The organism is Emergencia sp. JLR.KK010 (assembly GCF_037018265.1).
Lineage (GTDB): Bacteria > Bacillota > Clostridia > Peptostreptococcales > Anaerovoracaceae > Senimuribacter > Senimuribacter intestinalis.
Genome location: NZ_CP143550.1, coordinates 2785423 through 2801112, shown reverse-complemented (window position 1 = coordinate 2801112; position 15690 = coordinate 2785423). Strand labels below are relative to the sequence as shown.

The window sequence follows — 15690 nt, the reverse complement described above, 5'->3', positions numbered from 1 at the left end:
CGTGCGGTTATTTAAATGTATCCTTTGCTTTTGGAGCTTCTTTGTAGGCGTTGAGTGCGTATACCATGTTGTATTGCAGGTGTAGCCGCATGATATTAGCAGCTTCATCAAAATCTCCTAGCTTGATATTCTCTAAAATCTCGCGGTGCCCCATATGAATGTTTTCTACATGAACAGGATCGTCATAATAGTACATATTAGAGAAGAAGTAAATCTTAGCACGTACTTTTTTAGCGGCTTCATCTAGGTAATGATTTTGGGCATGGCGGTAAAACACGGTATGTACATCATCGGAATAATGCCGCCACTGATCAATGTTACCTTCTGCCAGGTATTTATCTCCAGCTTCCATGATTTTTTCAAGTTCATAAATAAGAGGTGCTGTAGTGAAGGAATTTTTGCAGAAAAGGATGGCAAGTGCGTCAAGTTCGCTGATACATTGATAAAGTTCTTGAATATCCGATTCAGTGAATTCTGTTACTGCAACACCTAAATTGGAATAGTAGTTGACAAGTCCATCATCAATTAGTCTGGCTAAGGCTTCTCGAACCGGTGTCTGGCTGACCTGAAAACGGGTCTTTAGGTCGTGCAGGGTCAGTTTCTGACCAAATATGAGTTTCTGTGTTGTGATATCGTGGAAAAGTTCCTGATAAATTTGCTCAGATAAAGTTGTTTTATTGCTCATTGAAGTCCTCGCAAAATCAATAAAATAATAGCTATATTTTACCACATTACATAGAAAAATGCAAATTATTTATAATATAAAGAAAAATTTTGCAAAATAGTAAAGAAAAATTTGTGCAGAAATAAGAACGCAATAAACCGTCTTATGAAGAATTGATTTTAAAATCAGTGCTTTTATGCTATAATGATGACAACTTTGGCAAGGAGGAGTTCAACATGATAAAGCAATATGTGGTTGACGCTTTTACGGATCGCGTATTTGGGGGTAATCCTGCCGCGATCTGTATTTTAGAACAGTGGATATCAGATGAACTGATGATGGATATTACAATAGAAAATAATTTGTCCGAAACAGCTTTTGCAGTGAAGGAGGGAGACGGATACCATTTGCGGTGGTTTACACCGGGTGGAGAAATTGACCTTTGTGGACATGCTACCCTGGCGACAGCTTTTGTTTTAATGCAGGAATATGAAAGGGGTGCAGAGCAGATTATATTTCATACCTTGAGCGGCAAGCTGACAGTGGTGAAAGCCGGCGATCTTTACGAGATGGATTTTCCCGCTTATAATCTGCAGCCGGTAGCGGTGACAGAAGAAATGATAGCGGCAATAGGTGCAAGACCGAAGGCGGCCTATATGGGACGCGACCTTCTTTGCGTATTTGATGATGTTGGGATTATAGAAAGCCTTGCGCCGAATCAGGAAAAGCTAAAAGCTCTGGATGGTTTACTGTTGCAGGTAACTGCACCGGGAAACGATGTGGACTGCGTGTCTCGCACCTTTGCGCCGAAACTAAATGTGTCGGAAGACCCAGTTTGTGGTTCTGGGCACTGCCATATCATACCATACTGGGCAGAGGTCTTGGGGAAAAAAAGAACTAATCGCATATCAAGCGTCTAAAAGAGGAGGTACCCTGTACTGCAGACTTGACGCAGATCGCGTAAAGCTGGCAGGAAAAGCAGCGCTTTATTCTGTCGCAGAACTTAACGTAGACAGATAATCTCATCAATTTAAAAAGCTGTCTTGCATTTTATAGGCAAGACAGCTTTTGCTTTTAATTATTCTTTTTTTGATATTCCTGATAAGCATTCAGAGCATAGACCATATCGAACTGGAGATGCTTGCGCATGAGGTTTGCTGCGCTGTCAAAATCACCTATACTGATATACTGGAAGATTTCACCGTGACGGAGGTTGATTTCGTCCACATTGACTGGCTGATAATATAAGCAGGACAGTACCTCGACCTGGGAGCGCAGTCTCTTGGCTGCATCGTTAAGATACTCATTCTGTGCATGCCGGTAAAAGGCAATGTGGAACTCCTCAGAGTAATCTTTCCATTCATTTATCTTGTTATCAGCAAGAAGGGCATTGCCTTTCTTGATAATCTGCTCCAGCTCAAAGACAAGGGGAGCTTCGGAAAAGGAATTTTTACAAAACTGGATTGCCAGTGCATCAAGTTCCCCAATCAGCTGGAAAATTTGGCGAATATCACTTTCGGTAAATTGCCTTACGGTAACGCCGCAGTTGGAGTAGTAGGTAACCAGCCCATTTTCAGAAAGCCGGGTCAGCGCTTCTCTAATCGGGGTATGACTTACATTGAATCGCTCTTTTAGCATTTTTAGCGTAAGCTTTTGACCGCAGACCAGTCTCTGGTCAGTAATATCATGATAAAGTTCATCGTAAATCTGCTCAGATAATGTAGTACTGTTTGCCATGATGAATCCTCCTAAAACAATCTATTTATATTTTAGCAAAATTTTGAAGAAAATTCAAGAGATAAATAAAAAAAGATAATATATTGCAAAATATTACAATTTTAATCAAAAATATTTGAGTACAGTACAAAATATTGCGAACGATTTGCAAGAACTGTTGACAGAAAAATAGAACTAGTGATATAATTAGACTATAGTACAAACCGAAGTTCAATAAAATAAAGGAAATGATTGATGACATACATAACCAATATTCAGAAATATTGCATTCATGACGGAGCGGGCATCAGAACCACAGTATTTTTCAAGGGGTGTCCATTGAAATGCAAGTGGTGTCACAACCCGGAAACGCAGAATCCGGACAGACAGATTCGCATCTTTCAAGAGCGGTGTGTCTCTTGCGGCAGCTGTATCAAGACCTGCGGAATTGGTGCGATTCAAATGCAGGAAGATGGAATATCTATAGATATGAATCTTTGCAGAAAATGCGGCAAATGTGTAGACTCTTGCAAGCATCAGGCGCTTGAAAGAGTAGGGCGCAGCTATGAAGCTGCGAAACTGGTAAAAATGTTGGAAGCAGATCAGATTTTTTATGAGGAATCTGGTGGAGGTGTAACCCTTTCCGGTGGTGAAGTTATGGGGGTTGAGACGGGCTATTTGAAGAACTTGGTGCAGGCGCTTTACGATAGAGGAATTTCAGTCAATATTGACACCTGCGGCTTTTGCCCGTGGGAAAATTTTGAAGAAGTTTTACCTTATGCAGATACTTTTTTATATGATTTAAAAGCGTTAGATTTGGAAAAACACCAGCATTATACAGGCGTGGACAATAATCTGATTTTAGAAAATCTGCAGAAGCTGTCAAAAACAGGTGCGAAGATCTGGCTCAGGCTGCCTCTGGCAAAGTCGGTCAACAGTTCGTCAGAAGATATAGAATCTGTTGGACGCTGGCTCAGAGAGAATCACATAGCGCCGGCACAAATCAATTTAATTCCGTATCATGATCACGGCAAAGATAAATACCGGCAGCTGGGTGAAACCTACGAAGATGTATTTGCGCCGCCGACAGATGGCGAATTGTCGGATTATCAGAACATATTACAGCAAATGGGATTTCAGAACGTAAAGATTGGAGGATAAGAAGATGGAACAAAGAGGCATGAATGAGAGAGTGCAGAAGCTGCGGGAAAAGAGCGTAACCACTCAGCCTTACATCGACATGGAGCGCGCGAAGATTATGACGGAAACCTATAAGCAGTTTGAGGGAGTGCTTTCCGTACCGGAGCTGCGGGGACAGGCGCTGAAGGATTACTGTGAGAAAAAGACCCTTTACATCGGCGAAGGGGAATTGATTGTGGGAGAAAAAGGTGCGTCGCCCCAAGGTGCGCCGACCTTTCCAGAACTTTGCTGTCACAGTATGGAAGACATGCACGTGATGAACGACAGGGATTTAATCAATTTTTCTGTCGATGAGGCGGGGTTTGCCCTGCAGGAGACGGAAATTATCCCTTACTGGCAGAATAGAACCATTCGGAAGAAAATTTTAGACCACATGAGCCAGGAATGGAAAGATGCTTATGAAGCAGGGATTTTTACAGAGTTCATGGAGCAGAGAGGTCCGGGACATACCGTTTGCGGCAATCGGATTTACGTGGAAGGATTTGCGGAGCGTATTGAAAGAATTGAAACAGAGCTAAAAAACATCGATTATTATAACGACCCGCAGGCACTGGCAAAGGAACACGAACTGAAGGGCATGAAGCTGGCATGCGAAGGCATTATCGCACTGGGCGCAAGATATGCAAGCTATGCAGGCGAGCTTGCGGAACAGGAAACTGACGAAAAACGCAAGGCGGAGCTTCAGCAGATTTCCGAAAACTGCAGGGTAGTACCGGAGCATGCGCCGAAAACCTTTTGGCAGGCGATTCAGATGTACTGGTTTGTACATATCTGCGTGACTGGCGAACTGAACAACTGGGATGCGTTTTCACCGGGCAGACTGGATCAACATTTGATTCCATTTTATAGAAAAGACACCGAAGACGGCGTCCTGGACAGAGAAAAAGCGCTGGAACTTTTGGAGTGCCTGTGGGTAAAATTCAACAACCAGCCGGCGCCGCCGAAGGTAGGCATCACCTTGAAAGAAAGCAGCACCTATACGGACTTTGTAAACATCAATACCGGCGGGATCACGCCGGACGGGGAAAACGGCGTCAACGAGGTCAGCTATCTGATTTTAGACTGTATGGACGACATGCGTCTGCTACAGCCTAGCTCCAACGTGCAGATCAGCAGAAAAACGCCGAAAAAATTCCTGAAAAGAGCCTGTGAGATTTCCAGACAGGGATGGGGACAGCCGGCATTTTATAATACAGAAGCCATCGTCATGGAGCTTGTCAACGCGGGGAAAACCATTGCGGACGCTCGTCTTGGCGGAACCAGCGGCTGTGTGGAAACCGGCGCGTTCGGAAACGAAGCATATATTTTGAACGGGTACTTCAACCTGCCGAAGATTTTGGAAATCACTCTGCACAATGGCTTTGACCCGGTAGGCGGAAAGCAGCTGGGACTGAAGACCGGCGAGGCTACAGATTATCACAGCTATGAGGAGTTAGAAAAAGCATACTTCGCGCAGGTGGAATACTTCCTGGACATCAAGGTGAGAGGCACCAATGTGATAGAGCAGATTTACGCGAAGAACATGCCGGTACCCCTTCTTTCCTCCATTACCAACGACTGTATCGCAAAAGGCATGGATTACAATGCAGGAGGCGCCAGATACAATACCAGCTATATTCAGGGGGTCGGCATCGGCACCATTACCGACTGTCTGTCCGCGATTAAATACAACGTTTACGATGAAAAGCGTTTTGATATGAAGCAGCTGATGGAAGCGCTGGCAGACGACTTTGCAGGCCACGATGATATCTATCACTGGGTACACGACGCTAGCCCGAAATACGGCAATGACGACGATTACGCGGACGACATCATGAAAAAAGTTTTCGCCTATTTCAGAGATTCCGTAACGGGAAGACCGAATACTAAGGGCGGACATTTCCGCATCGATATGCTGCCGACTACCTGTCACGTTTATTTCGGCGAGGTGATGCTGGCAAGCGCCAACGGCAGACACGCCCACATGCCGGTATCCGAGGGGATTTCACCGGAAAAAGGGGCGGACATTTACGGACCGACCAGCGTCATCAAATCGGCGGCAAAGATGGATCATCTGACCACAGGCGGCACCCTGCTCAACCAGAAATTTACGCCGAAAACCGTGGAAGGAGATACGGGTCTGGAACAGATGGCAAACCTGATTCGATCCTATTTTGCCATGGATGGTCACCACATCCAGTTTAACGTGGTGGGCAGAGATACGTTGATTGAGGCGCAGAAACATCCGGAGGAAAACAAGGATTTGATCGTGCGCGTGGCGGGTTACAGCGACTATTTCCGCAACCTGTCCAAAGCGCTGCAGGATGAAATCATCATGAGAACCGAACAGGATTTTAACTAGGAGGAAAAAAGATGGAACTGAACTATAAGCGTACCAATATTTGGAAGAATGCTTCCGCAGAAAAGAAAAACAGTATTATGGAAACGGCAGCAGATTTTAAGGCGTTTAACGACGCGTCCAAGACAGAACGCCTCTGTGTGGCGGAGGCGGTCAGACGGGCAGAGGCGAAAGGCTTTGTTGATATCACGAGAAAGGACAGCGTGAACGCCGGCGACAAGGTGTACTATAACGATAACGGAAAGCTGCTCTATTTGACTGTGGTCGGAAAGAAGCCGCTAACGGAGGGCGCAAACATTGTGGCAGCTCATACTGACTGTACACGTCTTGACTTTAAGATTCTGCCAATCTTTGAAAAAGATGGTTTTGCTTACGGAAAGACCTGCATGTACAGCCTTTCCAAGCTGGAGAAATGGACCAGCACGCCTCTGTCCATGTACGGCACCGTGGTGCGCAAAGACGGTTCTGTCATAGAAATTGCAGAGGGTGCGTCGGAAGACGAACCGGCTCTCTTTATCACCGATATGTCGCTGCACTATTCTGTGGAGCAGGGGCAGAGAAAGCAGGAAGAAGCCTATAACCATGAGCAGATGAATGTGTTCCTGGGCGCAACCCCTGCGGAAGGAGATATGGCAAACGCCGTAAAAGAAAATATTTTGCAGTATCTTTACGAAAAGTATGGTATGATAGAAGAAGACTTTATCAGTGCGGAAATCGAAATCGTACCGGCAGGCAGAACCAGAGATATCGGTCTTGACAGCAGCGCGCTGTGCGGCTACGGTTTTGACGATCGGGCGGCAGTATATGCGCAGCTTCATGGTATTTTGGCGTGCGAGGCGCCAGAACGAACCGCAATTGCCATCTTTGCGGATAAAGAAGAAATTGGTTTTGAAGGACGTTCCGGTTCCCATTCCAGAGTAACGGACTATTTCCTCCGTTTGCTGGCGGAAAAGAGCGGATGCGGCGGAGATGGCATCGCCTTAAACCGCATTCAGCTGGGCAGCAAAGTGATGTCGTTGGAAGCGGTCTGCGGTAATGACCCGAATTATCCAGAGGTTTGTGAGCCGTATAGCGGTTCCCTTTTGGGACATGGTTTGCAGGTGATTAAATATGCCAGCCGTTATGGAAAAATGGACACCAGTGAAGCCAGCGCAGAATTTTTGGGGCAGGTTCGAAAGATATTCAATGACAACGATATCATCTGGCAGCCGTTTGCAGGCATCGAAAAGTTTGGCGGTTTTGGTACTATCGCAGTGGATTATTCCAACATGGGTATGGAGAGCTTTGATGCGGCAATTTGCGTGCTGGGTGCGCATTCGCCTTACGAATTTATGCTGAAAAGCGACTTGTACGAGGCGTGCCTTGCCTGCCGTGTATTCTTTGAAAAATTACAGTAAAGAGAAGAGGGTTTGACTATGAAGATAGGATTTATCGGATGCGGAAATATGGCTTCCGCAATTATGGGCGGTATCATTAAGGAAAAGGTCTTTGCACCGACGGATATTTATGGAACAGATGCACTGCCGGCTGCTATAGAAAAAGCCGTCAGCCAGTTCGGGATTCAGACTGCACCGGACAACGTGGCGCTTGTCAAAGCTGTCGATATAGTGGTTTTAGCGGTAAAACCGCAATACTATCAGTCCGTAATTGCGGAAATCACAGATGCAGTCAGCGAACAGTTAATCATCACTATTGCACCGGGAAAAACGCTGCAGTGGCTTTCTGACCAGTTTGGCAAAGACGTGCGCATTATCAGAACTATGCCGAACACGCCAGCTATGGTGGGCTGCGGCATGACGGCTATGTGCTGCAATACATTTGTTACAGAAGAAGACAAGGAAACTGCCAGCAGAATTTTAGGCGGTTTTGGAGACTATGAGATTATTGCTGAGAACGTGATGGATGCTGTAGTTGCAGTTAGCGGCAGTTCTCCTGCCTACGTATTTATGATGATCGAAGCCATGGCGGACGCGGCAGTCATGGGCGGCATGCCGAGACCGCAAGCATATAAATTTGCAGCGAAAGCGGTGGAAGGCAGTGCAGCAATGGTCTCCCAGCTGGGCAAGCACCCAGGCGAACTGAAGGATATGGTGTGTTCGCCGGCAGGTACGACGATAGAGGCGGTGCGTGTGCTGGAAGAAAGAGGATTCCGCAGCGCTTTGATCGAGTGTATGCGGGCATGTATGGATAAAGCAGCGAGCATGTAAGGCTGTCATGAGGGAAACGATGGGTAAAGAAACTCGCAGGGACATGAAAAGCCGAATTATCGATGCCGCGTGGAAGCTGTTTCGGGAGAAAGGATATGAAGATACAACACTGGACAATATTCTGGAGGAAGCAGGGATTGCCAAGGGTTCTTTTTACTATTATTTCCGGAGCAAAGGAGACTTGCTTGCGACCTGGTCTGATATTTTGGATGAGAAATACGCGGAGCTGGAGAAAGAACTGAAACCGGAAATGGACAGCTTTCAGAAACTGCTTTTTCTCAACGGTGAAGTCCACGCTATGATAGAAGATATGACCTCGCCAAATCTGATCGCTTCGATGTATGCGGAGCAGCTGCAGGGCAAGGGATATCGTCATCTGCTGGATACCAATCGTGTGTACTTTCGCCTGATTACCAGAATCATCGAGGAAGGACAGCACAGCGGAGAATTGACAGGTGATTTGACTGCCAGTCAGCTGGTGCGCGCTTATGTGATGACGGAGCGTGCCATTGTAACAGACTGGTGCCTCACCGGCGGCGCATATTCCCTTTCGAAATACAGCAGGCAGATGATGCCGCTGCTGCTTGGATTTTTTCAGAGAAAGGAAAGCAAGGCATGAATGATTCCACTGCAGTGATAGAATTCGCAATGGATGATACGCAGCTGGGCAGTGTAGTAATCCGATTATATGAAGAGGAAGCGCCGGAGACGGTCGCTTCCTTTATTCGCATGGCAAAGGCAGGGCTTTATGACGGCAGGCAGATTCGCCGCATTGTGCCGGACTTTGTTTTGCAGCCCAGCTATACCCATTTTGATGATTCACGCTGCGATGTGGAACTAGTCGCAGAGTGCGCGCTGAATGGATTTGTCAACCGCGTGCCCTTTGAAAAGGGAACAGTTGCCATGAGCGGCGATGGAAAAATCGCATCAGGCAGTGAGTTTTACATTGTACTGTCCGATGAGGCAGGCAAGCGGCTTTCCGGAAATTTTGCCGCTTTTGGCAAAGTGATTTCCGGCTGGGACGTTGTGGAACGCATTACGAATCTGCCACTCATTCCTGTGCCTAATGATGACGGCGTGGAGATCAACGTGCCCAAGACGCCGGTTTATATGCAACGAGTGAATATAGAAAAATCCCTTGACTCTAACGTTACGTCATCGTTTATACTGTAGTTACACGGGAGGAAATCAGTATGAAAACAGTAAAAGAGGTCAGTGCATTTACCGGCGTCAGTGTGCGCACACTGCATCATTATGATGCCATCGGGCTTTTGAAACCGGACGCTGTGACGGAGGCAGGCTACCGGCTGTACGGTGATACAGCACTGGCACGGCTGCAGCAGATTTTGCTGTTTCGAGAACTGGAATTTCCCTTAAAGGAGATCAAAGAGATTCTGGGAAGTCCGGACTTTGACAGAGACAAGGCGCTTACGCAGCAGATTACTTTGCTGACGATGAAAAAGCAGCACCTTGAAAATCTTATTGAACTTGCCCGTGAAATCAAAACGACAGGAGTGAGCAATATGGATTTTACACCATTTGATACAAGTAAAATGGACGAATACGCGGCGCGCGCAAAAGCGGCATACGGAAAAACCTCTGCGTACAAGGAATTTACCGAAAAGACGAAAAACTGCACCGGAGAGGAGATGCAGCATATGGGCATGCAGATGATGGAAATTTTTGCGGAATTCGGCGCTATGCGGGAAAGCGCGCCGGAATCTGATAAGGTGCAGAAGCTGCAGGATTTTATTACGGAACACTACTATACCTGTACCGATGAGATCTTAGCAGGGCTTGGCGCGATGTATATCGCAGACGCGGAATTTTCGGCAAACATCGATAAAGCTGGGGGCGCCGGTACGGCGGCCTTTGTCAGCCGGGCGATAGAGGTATATTGCAGGCGGTAAAAGGATGTAAGCTGCAGAGTTGTGCATATGAATGTGATAAAACCGTTTCTGCACAACTTTTAGCCTAGTTGATTGTGCAAGGAAGGATTGAAATGCGTAATTTGCACAACTTTTAGTGAAGAAGGGCAAACTGGCATGCAGTATGTTGTGCAAAACAGGATGAAACCATCTCGTTTTGCACAACTTTTTTGATGGAAAAAATGTTTTTCGTGTTACAAAGCGCAAAAGTTGTGCAAGAGGCAGCATGGTCAGCAGGATTTGCACACCTTGCATCGTGAAAGTTGTGCGGATTGGAGATAAATTGACAGCATATGCACAACTGACGAAGTATAAGAAAGATATGGGTTAGTGTGCACTTGTTGCATTTTATTAAAAAGTACCATAATTCCGTCGTATAATCCATCGCTTTCCTGCAGAAGGGACTGTGCGTGGAATGGCATTATCCAAATCAAAACTGGGAACTCTATTATGTGGCGGACGGCAAAATTCGTTTTGATGTGGAAGGTGAAACCTACATTGCAGAGAAGGATTGTCTGGTACATATTCCGCCGTACCATACCCACGAACTTGAGGTGCTGGAAGACGCGCAGATGTTTGACTATGGTGGAGAGACTTATACCCTTGAACTTTTGGAAGACTACAAATCACTTCAGACTCATCAGCCGGAAAAGCTGAAAGACCCGGAATTCGGATTCTGCATTTATGACAATATTGACGACAGCGCTTTTGGGGATTCGGCAGCTTTTGCACATCGGCATCCGTTTTATGAGATTGTGTTCCTTGAAGAGACAGATGGAGCGCATATCATCGATTACACGGCGTACGATGACCTGAAAAATGTGGTTTTTCTTATCAGTCCCGGTCAGGTACACTACTGGAAAAATGTCACCAGGGCGAAAGGCATTCTTATTTATTTCCAGGAGGAGTTTCTGTTTCAGTCCAGCATCAGTGTCAGTTCTGTTTGGGAAATTCAACTTTTTAAGGAAATGGTAGAAATGCCTGCCATCTATATGGACGAGGATTTTGCACAGACCATGCGGGCAGTCTGCAGGATGATGCTGAAAGAATATGAAAGCAAGTCGCCCGACTATGGGCAGGTGCTGCGGGCATGTCTCAATATTTTGTTGATTTATTTTCACAGGCGGCATCGAGAAATTGCACATCAGGGCATAGAACGAACGCCTGGTATGGCAGGGGAACTGCATCTGCGGCTTCAAAATCTAATCGATCAGCGTGTTTGTGAAAACTTATCAGTATCGGAATATGCGGAAATTTGGGGGGTTAGCCAGAGTCATCTTAATGAGCAAATTAAAAAAATCACCGGCAAAACAGTAGGTACTTTGATCCGTGAGGCACAGTTTTCGGAGGCGAAGCGACTATTAGTAAATACAGAACTTAATGTAACTGAAATTGCAGAAACTATGCGCTTTCAGGATACCGCATATTTCTGCAGGGCATTTAAGCGGCAGGTCGGCATGTCCCCAAGTCAGTATCGGGCGAAATGCCGGGAAAATAAAGTCTCACAATAATATACGGTCGGAACAAACAGGAATTTCAATCTGCACGATGTACTTCTCCATAGACTCTGTTACGTTGTCGTTAATTATCATTTCATAGGAGTATCCTGAAAGCTGCAGATTATGGTCTGTGGCATAAGAAAAAATTTCCTCGTATTTGGAGGACATTTGACTCCAATCACCCTGGTAAAATGCTTGCAGATAGTCGCCCGCAGGCTGCATATGCAGTCCCTCGCTTTGAATGGGGAAAGGAACTTCGATGAACAGACTGCTGTAATCTTCAAATTGTTTTTCCAGCAGACTTTTGACAGAAATCATCGTGCCGTAGGAAGCGTCGTGAAGGCGGCGCAGTTGATATTTTTGTGTTTCTTCCAGAATCATTTCTACTTGTTCATCATAGGATGTCTGTTTGTCGATAGGAACTGTGACCAGACAGGAGGCATCTTTTTTGATGCGGCGGATTTCTGATAAATCCATATGCAGCAGATGCTCTATGTGCTGACGGCGCGTAGAAAGGTTTTTGCGCATCGCCTGCATATGAGCGATTTTTTTATCGAGCAGAAGTATGTTCTTGTCCAGCAGCTTTTGCAGCGTTTCTGCGGATCGATGTGCGATAAAGGTTTGTATTTCGCTGACAGGAACATCTAATTCTCTGAGCATTAAAATGGTTTCGAGCAGCGCGCTTTGATGATAATTGTAGTAGCGATAGCCATTTTCAGGGTGGATGAGAGCGGGTTTGAATAGTCCGATTTCGTCATACCACATGAGTGTTTTTTTATTGATTCCGTGGAGGGCGGCAAATTGACCAATCGTGAGAAGTTTTGCGTTCGTATCCATAAAAATTCTCCTTTTTCTCTTGACTGTACAGTTACTGTATGGTTTATGATACTACATACAGTAGAGAAAAACAAGTGCGAGGAGAAGAAAAATGGAAAAACAAAATGCATATGCACAGCCTGTAACACTAGGAAATATCTTGAAGTTCGCGGTACCGACCATTGCAATGAGCGTATTTATGTCTTTTTATACCATGGTGGACGGTCTGTTTGTTTCTAATTTGATTGGCACCAAAGCGCTGTCTGCCATCAATTTGACAGCGCCGTTCATTCAGCTGGTTACGGCAATATCAACCATGCTTGCTACAGGCGGCAGCGCGGTGATTATGCGCAAAATGGGCGAACAAAAGACAGAGGAAGCCAGAGAAGATTTCACTTTTCTCATTCTAGTGAATGTTGTTGTGGGGATTTTTATGTGCGGGCTTGGCTATGGGGTGATGAAGCCAATTCTCACGAATATGGGATTATCTGCGGATGTTATGGGTTATTGCACGGCCTATCTGAGTCGCTATCTATTATTTACGGTTCCCATTTTGCTGATGAACAATTTTACCCTGTATATGATTGCCAGTGAGAAGTCAAGCCTTTCACTGATTTGCTCTGTCAGCGGCGGCATTTTGAATATGGTGCTTGATTATGTGCTGATTGCATGGTTTGACATGGGAATCAGCGGTGCGGCTTTGGCAACGGGGCTTGGCTATTCTGTGACGGCGGTCGTAGGTTTGGTTGTCTTCAGCAAGAAAAAAAGCTTACTGCATTTCAGAAAGCCAGTATTTCGTTTGCGCGTTCTTCGCAGTGCCGCATCCAATGGCTGCTCTGAGATGGCAACTGCGCTTGTTACCGGGATTGTCACCATGCTGTTTAACTGGACCATACTGCGTTATGCAGGAGAAGACGGTGTCGCAGCTGTCACGATTATTATGTACGTGCTGATGTTTGCAAGTTCTTTGTATACCGGCTATTCTTATGGCGTCGCACCGATGATCAGTTTTTATGACGGAGAAAAAAATCGTGAAAAATTACAGAAGCTGATTAAGATCAGTCTGAAAGTCATTGGCTGCATTTCCGCAGCAACAGTTGCGCTGTCGTTGCTTCTTACAAAACCGTTGGTTTCTGTTTTCGCGCGGCCAGATAACCCGGTGTTTGATTTAGCGGCAGGCGGAAATCGTATTTGTACGATTGCGTTGTTATTTATTGGCTTTAATATTTTTGTCAGCGGTATGTTTACCGCGTTGTCAAATGGTATTGTATCAGCAGTACTGGCTTTTATGCGATCCTTTGTGTTCATGGTGGTTGCGATGATTGTGCTACCGTCACTCTTTGGCATTACAGGAATTTGGGTGGCGACACCGGCTGCAGAATTTGGTGCTGTTTGCCTGTCTGCGTTTATGTTCCTGAAATACCGTCGCCGATACGGATACGGTACAGGAGTTGAGGTTTAGGCTTTCTCAAAATCGTCTAATAGCTTTATATGAGCCGGGCAAAGTATTGCGAAAAAGCAAGGCTGCGAAGCGCAGGCGAAATGATTTCGTCTGCGCTTCGCAGCCTTTTGTATGATGAGAACAACTATCTGGTAATTTCTTTTGTTTCCTCTGCTAGCCACCTTTTTATATCTTCTTCCAGCAGCGGCGCCAGCTTCTGATAAACCTCTCTGTGATAGGCGTTGACCCATGTCAATTCTTCATCAGTGAGAAGCTCTGGCAGGATGGCGGCTCTGTCCAGTGGGCACATGGTGATGCATTCAAAGCTGCGGCTGCCGTCCGGATTTTCCACGCAGAGTAGTTCGCTTTCGATGCGTACACCGTGACTGCCTTCGATGTAGATTCCCGGTTCATTGCTGGTAATCATGCCCGGCAGCATGTGGTTGTCGGTCGGTCCAATCATACGAGGACCTTCGTGAACGCTGAGAATGTGTCCTACGCCGTGACCGGTATCGTACTGATAGCTAGGACCCGCTGCCTTTACCTTTTCGCGCGGAAGCTGATCTAGCTCACGTCCTGTGGTTTCCGCGGTAAACTGGGCGTGTTCCAGCGCCAGATAGGCCTGCAGTACCATGGTGTAGTGTGTCTGCATTTCCCGGGTTAGAGCACCCAGAGAAATGGTTCTGGTGATATCCGTCGTACCGCCATCGATATACTGTCCGCCAGAATCTACCAGCAAAAGCCCTTCATCCTTCAGATAGCATGGGTGTCCAAGCTTTGTATCGTAGTGGATGCTGGCGGCGTTGACGCCGTAGCCCGCCATGGTTTCAAAGCTCAGCTCGATCAGTCCCTTCTGCGCAAATCTGCACTGCTTCAGATATTCGCTGGCGGAAACCTCGGTGATTTCTATTTTGCCGGCGTTTTTCTTTAACCAGTAAATGAAATTTGCCATGGCGGCGCCGTCTTGAATATGGGCGAATTTGGTCGCCGCGATTTCAGACGGATTTTTGATGGCTTTCATCAGTTCAATCGGTCCTGCGCCGTTTACAATCTCCATATCGGCAGGGAGCGCCTGCATAAGCGCATAGCTGACCAGCCGCTTGTTTAAAAGGCACTTGCCGACGGAAAGGGTCTTTAAATCTTCAAATATTTGCAGGTAAGGAAGAACAGTAACCCCTGCAGGTACCAGCGCCGGATCAAAGGTTTCGTCCAGAATGTAAAGACGGGCGTCCTTTGGCGTAAGCAGGGCGAATGCGAAAAATACTGGCGTATCTGCTACATCATTGCTTCGTAGGTTAAAAAGCCATGCGATATCCTCCAGACTGGTAAGCAGGTGGTAATCTATCCCTTCTTCAGTTAGTGCAGCCTGCACGCGAGCAAGCTTGGACTCTGCGGTTTCTCCAGTGACAGCATCGGGCAGGGCGTAGATTTTTGACGCTTTGATGGCAGGACGATTCTCCCAGATTTCGTCTACCAAGTCCAAATCGTAGACCACTTCGCAGCTGGCAGCGTACTTTTCGCCGTTTTGGAAGCTGACAATGCGCCCGTCAAAGCCTAGTTTAAAACCTTCTCCCGCGATGGTAGGCAGATAGTCTTCGATTTCTGGGACACCTGGCTGCTGGCATTGCATCATGGAGATGCCGGTGCCGTCAAGCTGCTTTGCCGCCTGGATAAAATAGCGGCTGTCTGTCCAGAGTCTGGCGTCATCTTCGGTTACCAGCAGGGTGCCGTTGGAGCCGGTGAAGTCAGACAGGTATTGTCTGCATTTAAAATAATCGTTGACGTATTCGGAGCCGTGAAAATCGGTGGTCGGCACCAGATAGCCGTCCAGTCCATGTTCCTTCATGACGGTGCGAAGACGTGTAATTTCCTGTTTCATTT

At 46.4% G+C, this 15690-nt stretch carries 14 protein-coding genes; 10 read left to right on the top strand and 4 right to left on the bottom strand.

Annotated elements, in window-relative coordinates:
• Positions 1-7 precede the first annotated feature (7 nt).
• On the bottom strand, positions 8-685 hold the full coding sequence (locus V1225_RS13485) for a GntR family transcriptional regulator (protein WP_338546840.1): 678 nt from the start codon (positions 683-685) through the stop codon (positions 8-10).
• A gap of 215 nt (positions 686-900) precedes the next feature.
• Between V1225_RS13485 and V1225_RS13480 the strand changes: the two genes are divergently transcribed.
• Complete coding sequence (locus V1225_RS13480) at positions 901-1584, top strand: PhzF family phenazine biosynthesis protein (RefSeq protein ID WP_338546838.1); 684 nt, start codon at positions 901-903, stop codon at positions 1582-1584.
• Positions 1585-1738: 154 nt separating this feature from the next.
• On the opposite strand, the gene V1225_RS13475 is transcribed toward V1225_RS13480, so the two are convergent.
• Positions 1739-2401: a GntR family transcriptional regulator gene (locus tag V1225_RS13475; RefSeq protein WP_160201498.1), complete on the bottom strand. Its 663-nt coding sequence runs from the start codon at positions 2399-2401 to the stop codon at positions 1739-1741.
• Between the two features lie 234 nt (positions 2402-2635).
• On the opposite strand from V1225_RS13475, the gene V1225_RS13470 reads away from it, so the two are divergent.
• From V1225_RS13470 to V1225_RS13435, 8 genes are all read left to right on the top strand, one after another.
• On the top strand, positions 2636-3541 hold the full coding sequence (locus tag V1225_RS13470) for a glycyl-radical enzyme activating protein (protein ID WP_338546835.1): 906 nt from the start codon (positions 2636-2638) through the stop codon (positions 3539-3541).
• 4 nt (positions 3542-3545) lie between these two features.
• Complete coding sequence (gene hypD / locus V1225_RS13465; protein ID WP_338546833.1) at positions 3546-5921, top strand: trans-4-hydroxy-L-proline dehydratase; 2376 nt, start codon at positions 3546-3548, stop codon at positions 5919-5921.
• A gap of 11 nt (positions 5922-5932) precedes the next feature.
• A complete protein-coding gene (locus V1225_RS13460; RefSeq protein WP_160201500.1) occupies positions 5933-7315 on the top strand; it encodes an aminopeptidase in 1383 nt (460 codons plus the stop codon).
• Positions 7316-7333: 18 nt separating this feature from the next.
• Positions 7334-8125, top strand: coding sequence for a pyrroline-5-carboxylate reductase (proC, locus tag V1225_RS13455; RefSeq protein ID WP_251630633.1), 792 nt, complete (start codon positions 7334-7336; stop codon positions 8123-8125).
• A gap of 19 nt (positions 8126-8144) precedes the next feature.
• Positions 8145-8744 carry a TetR/AcrR family transcriptional regulator gene (locus tag V1225_RS13450; RefSeq protein ID WP_338546829.1) on the top strand — a complete coding sequence of 200 codons (600 nt, stop codon included), beginning with the start codon at positions 8145-8147 and terminating at the stop codon, positions 8742-8744.
• Positions 8741-9298 (top strand): peptidylprolyl isomerase, encoded by a 558-nt coding sequence (locus tag V1225_RS13445; protein WP_338546827.1) that lies wholly within the window; start codon positions 8741-8743, stop codon positions 9296-9298. Before V1225_RS13450 ends, V1225_RS13445 begins: the two co-directional genes overlap by 4 nt.
• A gap of 20 nt (positions 9299-9318) precedes the next feature.
• Complete coding sequence (locus V1225_RS13440) at positions 9319-10035, top strand: MerR family transcriptional regulator (RefSeq protein WP_338546825.1); 717 nt, start codon at positions 9319-9321, stop codon at positions 10033-10035.
• 428 nt (positions 10036-10463) lie between these two features.
• On the top strand, positions 10464-11564 hold the full coding sequence (locus V1225_RS13435) for a helix-turn-helix domain-containing protein (protein WP_338546823.1): 1101 nt from the start codon (positions 10464-10466) through the stop codon (positions 11562-11564).
• On the opposite strand, the gene V1225_RS13430 is transcribed toward V1225_RS13435, so the two are convergent.
• Positions 11556-12389: a MerR family transcriptional regulator gene (locus tag V1225_RS13430; RefSeq protein ID WP_338546821.1), complete on the bottom strand. Its 834-nt coding sequence runs from the start codon at positions 12387-12389 to the stop codon at positions 11556-11558. The genes V1225_RS13435 and V1225_RS13430 overlap by 9 nt on opposite strands.
• 91 nt (positions 12390-12480) lie before the next feature.
• Between V1225_RS13430 and V1225_RS13425 the strand changes: the two genes are divergently transcribed.
• Positions 12481-13830 carry an MATE family efflux transporter gene (locus V1225_RS13425; protein ID WP_338546820.1) on the top strand — a complete coding sequence of 450 codons (1350 nt, stop codon included), beginning with the start codon at positions 12481-12483 and terminating at the stop codon, positions 13828-13830.
• A gap of 124 nt (positions 13831-13954) precedes the next feature.
• Here V1225_RS13425 and V1225_RS13420 read toward each other — a convergent pair whose 3' ends face one another.
• A complete protein-coding gene (locus V1225_RS13420; protein ID WP_338546818.1) occupies positions 13955-15688 on the bottom strand; it encodes an aminopeptidase P family N-terminal domain-containing protein in 1734 nt (577 codons plus the stop codon).
• Between the last annotated feature and the right edge of the window lie 2 nt (positions 15689-15690).